This is a genomic window from Flavobacterium sp. GNP008, from assembly GCF_056428965.1.
In genome coordinates, this window is sequence record NZ_JBWJVL010000001.1 from 725,725 (window position 1) to 743,246 (window position 17,522).

Annotated in this window: 10 protein-coding genes and 1 tRNA gene; 6 read left to right on the forward strand and 5 right to left on the reverse strand. The window is 35.0% G+C overall.

The genetic code is table 11. From position 1 onward, the window contains the following. Positions 1–6: 6 nt before the first annotated feature. Positions 7–86, reverse strand: a tRNA-Leu gene (locus AC0608_RS03300). A 219-nt stretch (positions 87–305) separates the two neighbouring features. On the opposite strand from AC0608_RS03300, the gene AC0608_RS03305 reads away from it, so the two are divergent. Both AC0608_RS03305 and AC0608_RS03310 read left to right on the forward strand, forming a co-directional pair. Beyond that, on the forward strand, positions 306–1,247 hold the full coding sequence (locus AC0608_RS03305; protein WP_417989673.1) for a ribose-phosphate pyrophosphokinase: 942 nt from the start codon (positions 306–308) through the stop codon (positions 1,245–1,247). Positions 1,248–1,351: 104 nt separating this feature from the next. Further along, positions 1,352–1,963 carry a 50S ribosomal protein L25/general stress protein Ctc gene (locus tag AC0608_RS03310; protein WP_417958893.1) on the forward strand — a complete coding sequence of 204 codons (612 nt, stop codon included), beginning with the start codon at positions 1,352–1,354 and terminating at the stop codon, positions 1,961–1,963. Between the two features lie 15 nt (positions 1,964–1,978). On the opposite strand, the gene AC0608_RS03315 is transcribed toward AC0608_RS03310, so the two are convergent. Beyond that, the gene (locus AC0608_RS03315) at positions 1,979–2,212 is read right to left on the reverse strand and encodes a hypothetical protein (protein WP_478288110.1); all 234 of its coding nucleotides are present in this window, start codon (positions 2,210–2,212) and stop codon (positions 1,979–1,981) included. Between the two features lie 39 nt (positions 2,213–2,251). Between AC0608_RS03315 and pth the strand changes: the two genes are divergently transcribed. Then, entirely contained in the window at positions 2,252–2,926 is a 675-nt protein-coding gene (gene pth / locus AC0608_RS03320) for an aminoacyl-tRNA hydrolase (protein ID WP_478288111.1), read from the forward strand. Between the two features lie 39 nt (positions 2,927–2,965). On the opposite strand, the gene AC0608_RS03325 is transcribed toward pth, so the two are convergent. Beyond that, on the reverse strand, positions 2,966–5,665 hold the full coding sequence (locus AC0608_RS03325) for a zinc-dependent metalloprotease (protein WP_478288112.1): 2,700 nt from the start codon (positions 5,663–5,665) through the stop codon (positions 2,966–2,968). Positions 5,666–5,880: 215 nt separating this feature from the next. Between AC0608_RS03325 and AC0608_RS03330 the strand changes: the two genes are divergently transcribed. The 3 genes from AC0608_RS03330 (at position 5,881) to bioB (ending at position 8,737) form a co-directional block, all read left to right on the forward strand. Beyond that, positions 5,881–6,822: a bifunctional riboflavin kinase/FAD synthetase gene (locus AC0608_RS03330; RefSeq protein WP_478288113.1), complete on the forward strand. Its 942-nt coding sequence runs from the start codon at positions 5,881–5,883 to the stop codon at positions 6,820–6,822. Between the two features lie 94 nt (positions 6,823–6,916). Then, positions 6,917–7,372, forward strand: a complete 456-nt coding sequence (locus tag AC0608_RS03335) for a hypothetical protein (RefSeq protein WP_417958897.1) — start codon at positions 6,917–6,919, stop codon at positions 7,370–7,372. A 285-nt stretch (positions 7,373–7,657) separates the two neighbouring features. Next, positions 7,658–8,737 (forward strand): biotin synthase BioB, encoded by a 1,080-nt coding sequence (gene bioB, locus AC0608_RS03340; RefSeq protein WP_417958898.1) that lies wholly within the window; start codon positions 7,658–7,660, stop codon positions 8,735–8,737. 58 nt (positions 8,738–8,795) lie between these two features. Here bioB and AC0608_RS03345 read toward each other — a convergent pair whose 3' ends face one another. Together AC0608_RS03345 and AC0608_RS03350 are read right to left on the reverse strand one after the other, a co-directional pair. Further along, positions 8,796–12,695: a RemA C-terminal-like gliding motility protein gene (locus AC0608_RS03345; protein WP_478288114.1), complete on the reverse strand. Its 3,900-nt coding sequence runs from the start codon at positions 12,693–12,695 to the stop codon at positions 8,796–8,798. Between the two features lie 246 nt (positions 12,696–12,941). Then, positions 12,942–17,168 carry a RemA C-terminal-like gliding motility protein gene (locus AC0608_RS03350; protein WP_478288115.1) on the reverse strand — a complete coding sequence of 1,409 codons (4,227 nt, stop codon included), beginning with the start codon at positions 17,166–17,168 and terminating at the stop codon, positions 12,942–12,944. Positions 17,169–17,522: the final 354 nt, after the last annotated feature.

Genomic DNA, 17,522 nt, shown 5'->3' on the forward strand with positions numbered 1-17,522 from the left:
TTTTTGTACCCGGAGCCGGAGTCGAACCGGCACGGTTTCCCACAGGTGTTTGAGACCAGCGCGTCTACCAATTCCGCCATCCGGGCTTAGCAGACATGAAATAACGACAGTTACTTCAAACGCAATAAAAGAGGTGATTGTGTTTAAATCAACCATCAATTCCTTTAACACGGTGCAAATGTAAAAAATAATATTAAATGTTCAACTAAAAATACTTAATTTTTTCCTTTCAGAGTTGAATAAATTTTATAAATTTGCACCTCGGTAAAACGAAACACACTAACTAACTACAAAACAACAAATTAATGTCACACCTAGAACCAGAAGCTAAAATTTTTGCGTGTTCACAAAGTGTCTATCTTGCAGAAAAAATTGCTGAGAAATACGGAATTCCGTTAGGCAAAATCACCATGTCAAAATACAGCGATGGTGAATTTCAACCTTCTTACGAAGAGTCTATCAGAGGATTACGGGTTTTTATTGTCTGTTCTACTTTTCCAAATGCAGATAATTTAATGGAATTGTTATTAATGATTGACGCTGCAAAACGTGCTTCGGCCAGACACATAACGGCAGTAATTCCTTACTTTGGGTGGGCAAGACAAGATAGAAAAGACAAACCGAGAGTTCCGATAGGAGCTAAATTGACGGCTAAATTACTAGAAAGCGCTGGAGCTACACGAGTAATGACTATGGATTTGCATGCAGATCAAATTCAAGGTTTTTTTGAAAAACCAGTAGATCACCTTTTTGCATCGACTATTTTCATACCGTATATAGAAAGTTTAGGGTTAGACAATTTAACGATTGCTTCACCAGATATGGGAGGTTCTAAAAGAGCCTATGCGTATTCAAAATTTTTAAATTCAGATGTGGTTATTTGCTACAAACAAAGAAAAGAAGCAAACGTTATAGATACCATGGAATTAATTGGTGATGTAAAAGGCAAAAATGTAATCTTAGTAGATGACATGATTGATACAGGAGGCACTTTGGCGAAAGCAGCTGATTTAATGATCGAAAAAGGAGCCTTAAGTGTAAGGGCCATTTGCACACACGCCATTTTATCCGGCGGTGCTTACGAAAAAATAGAAAACTCACAATTGAGCGAATTAATAGTTACCGATTCTATTCCTTTGAAAAAAGAGTCTAACAAAATAAGAGTGTTGAGTTGTGCACCACTTTTTGCTGAAGTCATGCACATGGTGCATCACAACAATTCCATTAGTGGAAAATTTATAATGTAAGGCATAGCCGTAAAGTCAAATGTCTTAAATTTATAAATCATGCTGATAGCCAAAAGCTAAAGGCCAAACAAGTAATATTATTTAATAACTATATTTTTTTTACAATGAAATCGATTACAATTAAAGGATCAGAAAGAGAAAGCGTGGGCAAAGTTGCGACTAAAGCCTTACGTAATGCTGGATTGGTTCCTTGCGTATTATACGGAGGAAATCAGGCAGTTCATTTCTCAGCAGAAGTTATGGCTTTCAAAAACTTGGTTTACACTCCAAACGCTCACACAGTTGAGATCGATCTTGGTGAAGGAAAATCATTCAATGCCATTTTACAAGACATTCAGGTTCACCCGGTGTCTGACAAGATTTTACATATTGACTTCTTTCAATTATTTGATGACAAAGAAATCACTATGGAAGTTCCTGTAAAAGTAACTGGAACTTCTAAAGGAGTTCTTGCTGGTGGTGTTTTACGTTTGAATACTCGTAAACTTAAAGTTAAAGCTTTACCAAAAAATCTTCCTGATTTTATTGAAGCTGACATTACTCCACTTGAAATGGGAAACAAATTGTACGTTACTAAATTAGCGAACGACAACTACAAATTGATTCACCCAGACAACACTGTTGTTGCTCAAGTAAGAATCTCTCGTGCGGCTATGAAAGCAGCTCAAGAAGCAGCGAAAGCAGCGAAAGCTCCTGTAAAAGGAAAGAAAAAATAATATTTTTTCAATCATTCAAAAAAGCATCAGTTGTAAAACTGGTGCTTTTTTTTTGAATAGTAGCGAAAAATTAGGCTTTTTAGGAAATAGATTTCCCGCTGTCATTCCAATCTTTTTTGAGTTGAAAAAAATCGCCTCAAAAAAAAGGATTTTCCCTTCCATCGGGGCTAATTGGGTTTTATGGTTTTGTTCTTGGGAGTATTCCAAAAGATTGGCCACTTCGGCTACCAACAAAACATTTTCTAACACAAGTTTACTTAATTAACAGATTAAGTCTATTTTTGCAGCATGATAAAATGGATTTCAAATTTATTCTCATCAACAAAAACAGGCGACACTACACATTGTATGAAACCAGAGGTTCACGAACACCAAAAAAACAATATAGAAAGCGTGAGTAAGAAATTTCTAATAGTTGGACTCGGCAACATTGGCGCCGAATATGTAAACACAAGACACAACATCGGTTTTAAAATTGTCGATTTTCTGGCCAGAAAAGAAGGAATTAGTTTCGAAACTGTAAAACTGGGTGCTCTAGCCGAATATAAATTTAAGGGAAGAACTTTTTTTCTTTTGAAACCCAATACCTACATGAATTTGAGCGGCAAAGCTGTACAATTCTGGATGGACAAGGAAAATATTCCTTTGGAAAACATTTTAGTCATCACAGACGATTTGAACCTGTCTTTTGGAACTATTCGCATCAAACCAAAAGGAAGCGACGGGGGACACAACGGATTAAAGAACATCAATCTGATCTTGAATACACAAAACTACACGAGATTCCGTTTTGGGATCAGCGATGAATTCAAAAAAGGAAAACAAGTTGACTATGTCTTGGGAGACTGGGACGATACTGAAAAAGCAGCACTCCCGGAGCGATTAGAACTAGCTTCAGAAATTATAAAATCCTTTGGAACAGCCGGATTAGAAAACACTATGACCACATTTAACGGAAAATAACGAAAGAAAAACAACTCCTTCTTTCAACGTTATTTTCCACTATTTGATCACTATTTTCCTAACCTCTTTTCTGTCCCCATCAATTACCGTCAGGAAATAAAGACCTGGAGAAGCATTTTTTAATTGTATGTTTTCATTAAAACTAGGCTTGTTTTGAAATTCATTTTCAAAAAGCTTCCTTCCTAATAAATCATAGACCATTACCTTCACTTCTGCAGAGGATTTAGTGGTAAATTGAACATTAAAATTCCCTTTATTGGGATTTGGATACACCACAAAATCATTGATTTCAAAGTCTGGTGTTCCTAAAGTATATGTTTTGGTACAAATTGTTATTGATGCTGAGTCTATAGTTCCAACATCATTTTGATCTAAATCACGAACGCGTAAAGTCCAATTTCCTTGCGGACTTATCCCATTAAATGCAGATAACAATTCAAATGGCGCTACGGTCTGAACCGTAGCTACTCCACAATCAAGAGGAGTTCCTAAATCATCATAATTCAGCACTAAACTGCGACTTGAAGAACCACAACTTCTCTCAAATAACTTCACGACAGTTCCTTGTGGATTTACAACCTCTATTTGCACATCTGACAAAAAGGTATGCGTAAAAGCAACCGAAAAATTTACATCGGATATGACATCAGATGTAGCTGGTACGGTAATTGTTCGGGTGGCATACGTAGTAGATTCGGGTATTGGAAATGGGGTGGAAAAAGCATACGTACTACAAGAGGAAGCAACAGAATAACCAATTGCAAAAGATTTACTATTTAAAGCATAATAAATATTTGCTGTTGGCTCAATTAAAATCCTGCAATCTTTAGCCGTTACATTTGGAACCGTAATAATTTGCGAACCATCGTTGGGCGTATTAGAAGCCAACACCGTTGTGAAATTTAATCCTCCGTCAGTTGACAGTTTTATATTCACATTTGCTGAACCAATTAAAGTGCTGGAGTTATTTACACTCCAAGTCACCGTCTGGGTCGTTCCTGATAACCAACTTAAATTTTCGGTGTTTTGTGACGTTACTGCAAATGGGCCTACTGTCCCACTAACATTTACCACCATTTCATCCGTATTAGTTTGCGCTGTCCCAAGAGCTGCATTATCCCTGCCCGTTAGTGTAAAAGTAAGTGTCCTTTCAATTGTAGAGACAGACTCCCAGGTCGTTGTAAGTTTGTTGGCCAAAACCGAAACAAAAGCAGGCATATAGCGTACCGGTGAACTAATGGGATAAAAAGATCTAAAATTAGGTCCATTGATTTTTGTAGGGGATGCAAAACTAAAATCACCGTCTTCATTTACTGAAGGATTTATAGTATTGACAGCTGTATCATTTTGTTCCCAACAATAAGTAACCACATCACCATTTACATCAGATCCAGTACCTTTCAAAATAAATGCAGTACCGTTAGGAATGGTATAATTTGGGCCCGCACTAATTGTTGGTGGGTCATTATTAATAACAGTACTCGTAGGACACGTTTTAGACAAAAGATTTTCTTGTATTTGCTTAATGCTTGCATAAGCAAAATAATCATCTGAATTGTTTTGAACATTATAGCCCGCAGTAATTCCTGCATATCCCATAATTGTTGAACCACTGCCTGGCTCCACATTAACCCCTGTACCTTCAATTTCAAAAGAAAACGTGTGATTTGCACCTAATTGATGTCCCATTTCATGTGCTACAAAATCAATATCAAAAGTGTCACCCTGAGGAATTGCATTACTGGGTGACGTAAAAGCACTTCCTTTTGCAGTGGGGTTATCCACCGTAGGATTTACACACACACAGCCAATACAACCGGCGTTTCCTCCACCACCATCCGCACCAAATAAATGGCCAATATCGTATCCGGAATTTGTAATTGTAGCGTTTAAATTGTCCTGTAATTCTAGGTTCCATTTTCCAGCTACTCCTTCTGTAGCATTCGAATAAGGATCAGTAGCAGCATTTGTGTAGATTATGAGATTATTATTGGCAATAATACTCAGTTTTACAGCTAAATCTTTATTAAAAACCCCGTTAACTCTTGTCATAGTAGCATTCATAGCCGCCAAAGCATTTGCAACAGTCCCTCCATGGAACGCAGTGTACTCGCCCGTACAAGATAAAGCCAGTCTTAAGGTTTTAAAAACTTTATTACTAGCAACAACTTTACTAGTCTTGTTTAACAATTGCTTGTTTAAAACGACATCTTCCGTATTACAAGCAAAAGGCAAACTCCCTCGGGCTCTGCTTTTAGAGTCAAAAAGCACATAAATAGCATTATCTTTTGTATAAGGTTCAATAAATTCAGAGCCACTTTCCCCTCTTAAAACCATAGTCTGTATTCCTTTTGGAGAGAAACTGAAATAAAGAGAGGCATTTCTATCTGTTATTCCAATACCATTATAGGCTCTTATATTAGGATGTTGGGCTTGCAATTCGGGTTCAAAATTTGAAGATTCCCAAACCAAAAATTTTTCTAAATCTCCTTTCCTGTTAGGGATAGTAATTTCAATTCTACTCTGTTTTCCTTTTTTATTATGGAGTGATTTTAAAGAATTTTGGAGTGCAATTGCATTCAAATTGAACAATAACTGATCGTCCACACTTGGTTTACCAGTCACTTTATCAGCAACGGCAACTTTATCTTGAGCAATTTTTTTCCAAAAAGAACCATCTTGAGCCTGAACTCCCGAAATGGAAAAAATAATTATAAAAAATAGTATAATTCTTTTCATAATTTCATGATATTTAAACCTCAAAATTAAAGTATTTATGTTAATCTAGGATTCAATTAATTGATATTTTAAACCAATTACAAGCAAATTCAATGATATTTAATTTTTAAATCCATTTTTCCTGTTTTTTCTTGAAATTCTCTTGAAAATCAATTGTTCATACGGCTACTTTTAAAATAGATATCTTAAATTCGCACTATTATAAAACACATGCTTTGAAGATTTTTCATTCTATCGACGATTTCACTTCCGCTAAAAAAACAATACTAACTTTAGGTACTTTTGACGGAGTTCATATTGGGCATAAAAAAATTCTGGAAAAAGTTATTCAATCCCAGAGTTTCGGGACAGAAAAAGACAAATACGAAAGCTTAGTGCTTACTTTTTTTCCTCATCCCAGAATGGTTTTACAAGAAAAATCAGATATAAAATTACTGAATACCATACCTGAAAAAATAGATTTATTGGAAAATATTGGTGTTCAAAATTTAATCATTCATCCCTTTGACGAAAAATTTTCAAGATTGACTGCCGAAGCATTTGTTCGTACAATTCTCGTAGATCGATTTCATATCCAAAAAATAATTATTGGTTACGACCATCGATTTGGAAGAAATCGCACCGCAAATATTGATGATCTTGTCGCTTTTGGAAAAAAATACGATTTTGATGTCGAACAAATATCGGCTCAAGAAATAAATGAGATATCGGTAAGCTCTACCAAAATCAGACATGCATTACGCGAAGGAGACATATCATTGGCCAACAAATATTTAGGATATGATTATCTTCTGACTGGAATAGTTGCTAAAGGAAAACAAATAGGAAGGACAATCGGTTTCCCTACGGCTAACTTAAAAATTGAAGAAGGTTACAAACTAATCCCTCAAAATGGGGTTTATATTGTAAAAAGTACAATACATCAAAAAACAGTTTTTGGAATGATGAATATTGGGTTTAACCCCACTGTTGATGGCGAAAAACAATCCATCGAAATTCATTATTTTGATTTTAATTCTGATTTATACAACACCAAAATAAGCATCTCTATACTACAAAGAATTCGCTCAGAACAAAAATTCAAATCGGTTGATTTACTAAAAGAACAACTTGAAAAAGACAAGAAAACAGCACTTGCTTTCTTGAATAATTTTTGATTTTTTCATAAAAATTCCCTTTTTTTCTGTAAATTTGAAGATAGTATACTGTTTATAACAAATGTATCTTTTTTAAAATTTTAAAACTAGCTGTATGAAACTACCTAAAGAATTAGTAAACGGACTTATAATTTTCATAGGAATTGGCCTATATTTCTTATTAATGGAGCTTTTGGGTCTAGCGGACATTTATTTATTACGTTTGTTCAATGTACTGTTTGTATTCTATGGCACTTACAAAACGATAAAATCTAATTTCGCTGAAGGGAAAGTCGTATTAGTTTCTAATGCTGTTTCTGCTCTATTAACAGCCCTAACAGGAATTTTCTTGAGTATTATTGGTTTAATTGTTTACAGCTATGCCAAAGGTGGAGACGCATACGTTGGGTCATTATCAAAAACGTTCTTATTTGGAGGTGAACCATCTGTAATGACATATTCTATTTCTTTACTATTTGAAGGAATCGTATCCGCTGTAATCGTTACATTTATCCTTATGCTGTATTGGGACACCCGTTATGCTTCAGACAAACACGGCGCTGAATCATAGCTAAGCTTACTGATTCAGCTTTAATTTATTTATTCAAGGTCGCAAAAGACTATTAACTTGTTCTTTGCGACCTTATTATTTTCTATCTTTTTAAAATCTGCTTTACTTTCATTAGAAATTAAAGTAGTGAATAGAGTAGTACTTAAGTAACTCATAAAATAGAGAAACGTCAGTTTACAACTAAACCAATTTAGTCATAAAAACTTCGCAACAGGCTTTTCAATACTATTCCATTGGTTCTTTAGAACAATTTGACTACTTTTGATGCATCATAAAATCGCATCAATGAGCATCACAAAACACGACTGGACGAAAGACGAGATTATCGCAATATATAACAAACCGATGATGGATTTACTTTATGAAGCAGCTTCAATTCATAGAGAGCATCATGATCCCAATGTGGTTCAGGTTTCAACTTTATTGTCTATAAAAACTGGTGGTTGCCCAGAGGATTGTGGGTATTGTCCACAAGCAGCAAGATATCACACTGAAATTGAAGGAAATGATTTAATGTCCGTTAGCCAAGTAAAAGCGCAAGCTTTACGCGCAAAATCGAGTGGATCTTCTCGCGTATGCATGGGAGCAGCATGGAGAAACGTAAAAGACGGCCCCGAGTTTGATCAAGTTCTGGAAATGGTTCGTACCATAAACAAGCTAGACATGGAAGTGTGCTGTACGCTTGGAATGATCACTGAAAATCAAGCACATCGGCTAGCCGAAGCCGGTTTATATGCTTATAATCATAATTTAGATACCTCTGAAGAATATTATAAAGAAGTGATTTCAACCCGCGGATTTGAAGACCGTTTGCAAACCATTGAGAATGTTCGTAAAACAAATGTTACCGTTTGCAGTGGCGGAATAATTGGAATGGGAGAAAGTATCGAAGATAGAGCCGGAATGCTTGTAGCACTTTCTACGTTAAATCCACAACCGGAATCAGTGCCAATAAACGCATTGGTTGCTGTGGAGGGAACTCCAATGGAGCAAGAAAAACCTGTTGAAATATGGGAAATGATACGTATGGTAGCCACTACTAGAATCATCATGCCGGAAACTCAAGTACGCTTATCAGCGGGTAGAATGAATATGAGCCGTGAAGGGCAGGCTATGTGTTTCTTTGCAGGTGCCAATTCTATTTTTGCAGGAGATAAATTACTGACTACCCCTAATCCTGATGTAAATGAGGACATGAAAATGTTTGAAATGTTAGGTTTAAATCCACAAAAACCTTTTACAAAAGTTTCTCAACCTCAAACCGTTGAGGCTTCTGATTCTCAATTTGCTCCATTAGGCGAAAAACCAAAATGGTCCAGACCAGGACATACAATCGATAGAAATCTTGAAGCATCAGGTAAATAAAAAACAAAAAAATTCTAACCATCTTGCCCAAACAAGATGGTTTTTTTATGCCTATTTTTTAATAAATTATTTTTTTGACGATGGAATGGCCATTTTTCAAAACTATCCTCGCTAGCATCACTTGATGATTAGTCCCTAAACCAGATATAGAAAAATCCATTGCATTTATCTTGTTCTTTTGATATATGCTTCTTCCCGCTAAGGAGTATATCGAAACCTCATCTATCAACTCTTGTGTTGAATATATTTGTAATTGTTTGTTTTCACTCGAAACAAAAATTGAGTTTTCCTCTTTTATAAATTCATTTACTGCCAATGTTTTATCACTATAAATCAATTTAAAACGATTTTCAAATGTCCCTACTGTTGTGGTAAAAAGATAACTGCCTTTTGATAAGTCTACGATATTATTGTTTAATTTATCCTCAATAAAAATACTTTTATGTAAAAATAGTCCATCTATCTGGTCCATTTTAATTATGAATGTTCCTGCCAACATAGTGGTAAACCCTAATTTAATTTCATCTGTTTCTTCAAAAGGCAAAGCTCTTCCTTGAATTACTAAATTCTTATCTTGATTTATGGTATAAAAGTCTAGATACTGATTTCCATTAAAACTCTCTCCATCAAAAGAACTGTCAAAATCATTGGTTGCTCCACTTGCATATCCTATTAAAATTTGCTTAAAAGCGCCTTCATTGTTGTATAAATTCAACCAGATGCGATGTTTCTCCACCAAATCTGATTCTAGTTTTTTACTATTATTCGATTTAAAAAAATTTAAATTTTGTCCCACTAACCGCATACTATTATTAAATACAGCCATCCCTCCCCCATTGATACTGGTAACAAAAAAAGCCTGTCCAGATGCAATCTTGCCATCTGGTTTGCTGTTATTAACTCCGGAATTTGTCGCAGCACTCGTACCAACGCCACCTAATAAGTTATATACTGCATAATCATCCGATGTATATGTGTTTTTATTGATAGCCGTATTGTGTGTCCAGAGGTAAATAGTTCCGTCCAGGATTCCTTTGTTCGCATTTATGAACAAATCTGCATCAAGTGCACAAGGATAAGGATTACCTATCAGATTTGAGGTTTGCGTTGTGGCAATTTGAACTGATGTCAGCCCGTTGTTTGGAATTCCTGTAAACAAAGCTTCATAATTAGCAGAAACCGTTTTCGAAAAAGTTGCAGGACCACGTATAATGTATCCTTTACCTACAGTCATAACATTAGTTGGAATCTCCGGTAACCATGATTTTTTGGAAGCGTCAAAGGAATAAAATTTATCAGAAGGTGTGTCCGGGGAAACATCAATTAATCTATGACTTGAAACAGGGGAAGACCAATAGGTATAATCCGCTAAAAGAATCGGCGTTGTTTTTCTTTTTAGTTGAATAATTCCAGAATTACTAACTTGATCTTCGGATTGATATAGCGCAGCATTATTTTCTAAAATTAATGTTCCTGAACCAGAGTAATCAAAGATTAAACTTAACGTTTGTCCATCAGGAATACGAACTGTATTATTTGAATTAATAGCACAAGAGCAAGAATTAAGAGAAGTAGTTGGATTGTAACTGGCATTAAAAATTAGTGTTTTTTCAGACGAAGGCAACCCGTTGCTCCAAGAAGTACCGTTCCAAATTGAACTATTTGTACACAGTTTAATTCGGGCTATTCTATGTTTAGTTATACCGGAAACAGAATTAAAATTTCCACCAATCATGACTTTATTATTTGGGGTAAAACAAATGCTATACAGTGTACTATTTAAATTCACTGAAAAAGTAGTATCATAAATTCCGTTTGCAAGCAATCGCACCATGCGTTTTACAGCAGTCCCATTGTACGTTCCAGAAAAAGTTCCTCCAATCAATAATCGATCATCAGGCTGAATCAAAATCGCTCTAATTTCTCCATTACTGAAACCAGCCCCCATTGCAAAAGTAGTATCCAAACTCCCGTCACGATTCAATCGGAGAATTCTTTTTGCGGAAACACCTTTATAGTTTAAAAATGTCCCCCCAACAATCAATTTATCATCAGATTGTAGCGCTACAGAATATATATTTTTATCAAAACCACTACCTATAGAAAACCCAGTATCTATACTTCCATCCGCATTCAAACGAACTATTCGATTAAAAGAAAACCCATTAAAGATAGAAAACTGGCCTCCTAAAACTATTTTCCCATCCGGTTGAACCAAAATGGCTTCTACTATAGCATCCGCTCCTGAACCGATATTAAAACTGGGATCTAATGTCCCATCAGAAAGCAAACGAACAATCCTATTCCTAAGGTTACCGTTATAATTTGTAAAATTTCCACTCACAATTATTTTGCCGTCAGGTTGCAAAGCCAAAGCATAAACTTGATTATTAAAACCCACTCCTGTGATGAAAGTAGCATCAATAGACCCGTCTGCCAAAATTCTCCCAATTCTGTTTCGGACCGTTCCATTATAATTTGTAAAAGCCCCTGCAAAAACAATTTTAGTATCTGCTTGTACAAGAGCCGTTTTTATCGAATTATTTGCGCCTGTACCCGAAACATTGAAAGACAAATCAAACCCTCCATCTGGAGATAAACATGCTATTCTGCTGCAAATAGTTCCATTAAATTTAGTGAAATTCCCTAAAACCATGGTTTTATTATCGGCTAAGGAAAGAACTTTATAAACCGAATTGTCAAAACCAACTCCAGCTGTAAGATACCCAATATCTAGGGCTCCCACAGCGTCAATTCTGGCAAGCCTCCCTTGATTTTGAGAATCAAAAACAGAAAACGAGCCGCCTATATACCAAGAATTCCCTAACTCATCTCCCAATGCATTTACTGTACCCGTCTGAGGTCCCAAACCTATATCAAACGAAGGATTAATAACACCTTTAGAATCCAGTAAAACTAATTTATTGACGTTAGCTCCATTATATGTCCCACTAAAAGATCCGCCTAACATAATAGCGCCTGTCGAAGCTATGTTTATAATTTCAACCACTCCGCCATCAAATCCAGATCCAGATAATAAAGAGGTATCAATCGTTCCATTGGAATTCAACCTAATGATTCTATTAACAGTAACACCATTGTAGGTGTCAAAGCTACCACCAACTATTATCTTTCCATCGGGTTGCACGGCAAGTGCTGAAATATCATTATTAAAACCAGTCCCTTGTGTAAAAGTAGTATCCACAGCTCCGTTTGCATTCAATCTAATTATTTTACTACAAGCTGTTGAATTAAAAGAAATAAATGATCCGCCCAGAATTATTTTTCCATCGCCTTGAATTTGAACTTCCTCGATCAATCCATTTGCGCCAATACCAGTTACAAATCCCGAATCTAAAGTTCCGTTAGGCAAAAGTCGTACTACCCTATTTTTACTCACATCATTGTATTTTGTAAAACTACCTACTATGATTATGTTTCCGTCCGATTGTAAAGCCATGGCATATATTATTCCAGAACTCGCCGCTATGGTTGTATCAAATGTAGTATCAACAGAACCATCACTATTTACCCGAATTAAGCGATTGGCCCATTTTCCATTACACAAGGTAAATGATCCCCCCAAAATAATTTTTCCATCGGGCTGTATAAGGGAACAGTATACTTTCCCATTTATTCCTGTGCCTAAATTGAAAGATGGGTCTTTGGATCCGTCTGATAATAATCGACATAAATAGGATGTTGAACTACCATTAAAATTTAAATAATCTCCGCCAACAATCAGTTTCCCATCAGTTTGTAGAGAAACTGTTCTCACCGCCCCATCAAAACCATCTCCTTGCAATCCGTCATCATAAGTATTGAATGTTGCATCAGTCTTTCCTTGTTGCGAAAAAGCAACATTGATTAAAAAGAAAACACAAACGAAAGTGAAATATTGCCATTTAATTACTGGAAAAGGGTTGGTGGCTTTTGTCTGAGTTGCACCAAAATTCATAATTTTAGTAAGTGATTTTTTTTCATATTAACTGATTAAAATTGTTTATATTTCTTACTAAAATTTAAAAATAAGAAAATCTTAAAAATAACTTTTATAAATATATAAACAATCCTTTCTCATTACAATACCCACATTTAGTGATATTTACACTTATATCTTAATATGAATTGCAACTGTTTTTTATGAAAAAAATCCCATTCTGAATATACAGAATGGGATTTTGAAATCTATTTTAGATTCTTTTTAAAGTATAATTTTATTCGTTACCGTTTGACCATTTTGCAGAATCGTTTTCACTATTAAAGCTTGCTCACTTGATCCTAGATCTCGTACCATAAATTCGTTATTTTCAACATTCGTCTTTTTATAAATCTGCTTACCCAGTAAATCATAAATTAAAACCTTATCAATTATTCCTAATGCCGAATTGATTTTAATTTGCTTATTTTTTACTGATACCGAAACCGCTTGTTCAATCTTATCAAAATCTCCAAGACCTAATGTTTTATTTGTATAACGCAGTACAAAACGATCATTAAAAACTCCTTTTTCGGTTTTAAAATTATAGGCTGCTTTTTTTAGATCATGAAGAGAATTATCAGTCTTATCTTCTATATAAACATTTTGAGAGATTAATTGTCCGTCAACCTGATCAATTCTAATAGAAAAATCCCCCCCCATTGTAGAACTATAACCCAATAATACCGTATCATTTTCATTAAATGGCAACGCTCTGCCTTGTATCGTTAAAATTTCGTTTTCAATGACACTATAAAAATCTAGGAACTCATTTCCATTAAAGCTTTTTCCGTCAAAAGAAGTGTCAATTCCATTTGTAGCACCGGTAACATACCCAACTAACATTTGTTTAAAAGCACCACGCACATTAGTAATATTCAACCAAATACGATGTTTTTCAACTGTATTTGTCTTTTTCTCTAAGTTCTTTATTTTGAAAAACTCAGAGTTCCCAATTATTTTACCATCGACATCTACCCTCATACTATTATTAAAAATAATAGTACTCCCTGTTGGAGCGCTTTTAGTACTGCTAAAAAATGCTTGACCAGAGGCAATTTTCCCTGTTGGTTTATTTCCTGTTTGCTCAACACCACCTATATAATTTCCAGTCCCAACTCCCCCAGTAAGATTATAAGTAGCATAGTCATCTGATGAATACGCATAATCTCCAGTACCAGGATTACTAACCCCAATTCCAATTGCAGTATTGTGTGTCCAGAAATAAAGTGTTCCATCAGACACTGAACTATTAGCAATTAAAAACTTATCCGCATCTAATCCAGAAGGGTATGGATTTCCTAAAAGATAGGGTCTGTCCGCAATAATTCCAGGAATTGAGAGAGCCCCGTTAAATGGTACACCCACAAAGGAAGCTTTATACAAGCCCATTGGAGCGGGTGGAACTGCAATATTTTCAGGTGCTCGAATAATATAACCCTTCCCTATTTGCATCAAATCTTGTGGATTTTCCTTTTTCCAATCATTAATTGAAGCATTATAAGAATAAAATTTATCATTATTCGTATTCGGAGATACATCAATTAATTTTTGACTTAATACAGGTGATGACCAATACGTATAATCAAACTTTTTAATTGGAGCCGTTTCACGTTCATATATTATGTTCCCAAAATTTATAGCAGCATCATTGTTTTGAATAAGGCTTGCATTGTTTTCGAAAGTTAAACTGGTACCTGCTGCAGTATTTACTGTTACTTCGTTTGCTATTTTTAAAGTATGTGAATTCTTTATAACTACCTTAACACCTGCATTAACTGTACAATTACAACCTTCTAAATTTCCTATTGAAGAATAACTACTTGCAAAAACAATACTTTGATCAATCGTTGGAATTCCATTTGTCCAACTTCCATTGTAAGTAGCGACCAATGGCAATGGATTTATCAATACGTTTGAAGACAACGGAGACATACAAGTACCATTACTAACCGTAAAATTATAGTTTCCTGGAGCCAAACCACTAATAATCTTAATATCACCAGTACCCATACCTATTGAAACTCCGTTTTGATATAAAGTCCAGGTTCCCGTTGCTGGCAAACCACTTAAAGTTACACTTCCTGAAGCAATAGCACAATTAGGATGTATAAGGGCTGATGCAACTGGCGCTGATGGTGATGTATTTATTGATCCAATATTTATTGACGTATTATTAGAACAACTGGTCGCATCGGCATAATTAAAAATATAATTACCCGTATCAAGGCCTACCCTATTTAATCCCGATCCACCATCTGACCAATTGACATCTAAAACATTAATATCGACATAATGAGGTCCATTAATATTTTCCCATAAATTTACAGTTTTTGAATACAATAATTTATTAGATCCATCAAAAAGTTCCAGCAACATGTTTTGGCCTCTATCCTGGCAACAATCCGAGCGATTATATATTCTCAAATAATCGATATTTTTTCCTGATTGAAGATCAATATTTATCGACTCATTAATATTAGTTGAATTGCTATGCCAAAAATTATTACCTGTAGAAATACCGTCAATGGCCTTTTGAGGTCCATAATTTACAGCATCATTCAAATAATTTGAGGTTGATATCCCTAAAGCACCATTTGATGCCAAAGCAACATTTACACCCGTAAATATCTCAAATGCCTGAATCTCTTGTACTTGTTGCCATGAAGCATACTTTTGTGTTAGTTTTACGTAACGTATATTAGTAAGTCCACCAGAAAGAGTAGCATTAATTTTACCATCATTATTTACTGAACAAGTCTCGTCTGTTTTAGCTAAACTAATAGTCACTGGAGGATTCACGGTAATTGTTTTTGTTACTCCACCAGTCGGGTAGGTGTTACAATCTAATCTTCTGACCCAATATACTGTCGTTGCAACTGGATTTACAATTAAGGAAACACCCGTTTGGCCCGCTATTATATTGTTTCCAATAGTAGAACCAGTTCCCCATTGATAAACAGAATTTGTAGCTGTAGTTCCACCAGTAGCCGTTAGGGTAGTTGTATCTCCGTTACATATTGCCGTTGGACCGGCAATAGCTGTAGGAGCAGTTGAAATCGTAGTGCAAGAAGTATAGGAAAACTGGACTCTTGATTCTCCTGAATTTTCAAAATATTCTAGAATAAAGTTTGTATTTCCGTTAAGAAAAGCCGTAAAAGTTGTAGATTGATATGAATGAGCACCCCAATTGTCAATAACATATGTTGCTCCCCCATCCAGACTCAACCGATATCCATCATCACCGCCAACATTAAAAGTATAATATCCTGCAACTAAATTTTTATTCATTTTAAAACGAATAGCAAAATTATCAGCATAAGTATTGCACAAATTAGGGCCTGACAATGACCCATTAACTAAATTCAGATCAAATATCTCTGCCTGAGAAACATAACCAGAATAATTCGTTGTAAACGCATTACTAGGAGGATTTCCTCCGTTTGTGCTAGCATAAACATAACCTAACCAGGAATTATTACCATACGATATTTGGTCTCCAACAGGTGTATTTACCACAAAACTACTAAGACTGGTCCCCGTCCCACCAGAAGTAGTTACAGTTATAAATCCAGTTGTGGCTGTAGCTGGTAATTGAGCCGTTATTTGTGTATTGCTATTTACCGTAAATGATGCTGGAACCCCATTAAAATTTACTGCCGTTGTTCCTGTAAAATTTCTTCCAGTAATAACTACCGAAATCCCAGGTGCAGCGCAAGCATTATTTGGTGTAAAACTAGTAATAACTGGTTTGGGTGTCCAGGTATAGGTTAAGCCATTTAGCGGCAATTCCCCTGAACCATTACCTGTTCTACAACTAGCGGTATTATTAATACCCGCAGTAGATGTTGGCCAGTTATTAGTCACTAATCTGTTATTAAAATCAGTATTATTTAACCCACGTAATCCAACTTGAGCAGTCAGATCAGTATTATAATTAGTAGCACAACCACCATAAATTACTTGAATCACATTAGATGATTCATTCAATCTAATTTGAAAATCGAAATTCCCATTTCTTGTTCCATTATCAAATCGTCGGGCATTAGTCCATTGCATTACAAAAACTCTATTGGGTGCACTACCTATTAATCCATAAACAATGGCTGAATTATTATCTACTAAATCCATTCCCAAAGCACTAATTGCACCCTCAAACCCAGTATTTGAAGAAATAGGAGTATAACTTGTAGCAGAAGAAAGTGTCGTTCCAAAAGTAATATATCCATTAGAATTAGCAGAACAAGTAGTATAATTAATTCCATTAAAATTGAATGAGAATCCAATTGGGATAGTATTCCCGGTTACAAAATCATTCCAAGAATCATTCGGCACACCCGTTAGAGCTGCATAAGTACCACTAGCTTGTGAAAAAGAGTAATTTGCTACTTGACCATAGCCCAAAATAAAACTAAAAAAAAACGGAATTAGTAAAAGTAATTTTTTACTCATGTGCTATAAATTATTTTATAAATCGTACGATTAAATTCAACAAATTTTTATTTTCTTTTCTAACCAAAGAAATTAAAAAAAATTAGTGGTGTAATATCGCTACGTTTTATAAATAAAATTTAATTTTATCGATATAATACAGAATAATCTGTTTAAACACGTTTTTTTAATACCGAAATCAATAATTATACATTCCCCATCTTTATTAATTCCCTTTATTTAAAACGCTGAAACTTCATGAGGGAATTATATTATTGATTATAGTCTAACTTACTTTAAGAATAGAATAGTTCCTAATCAAAGACAGTATAGATATAAATTGCTATTTTTGAATATGAATTTTTGACACTTTTA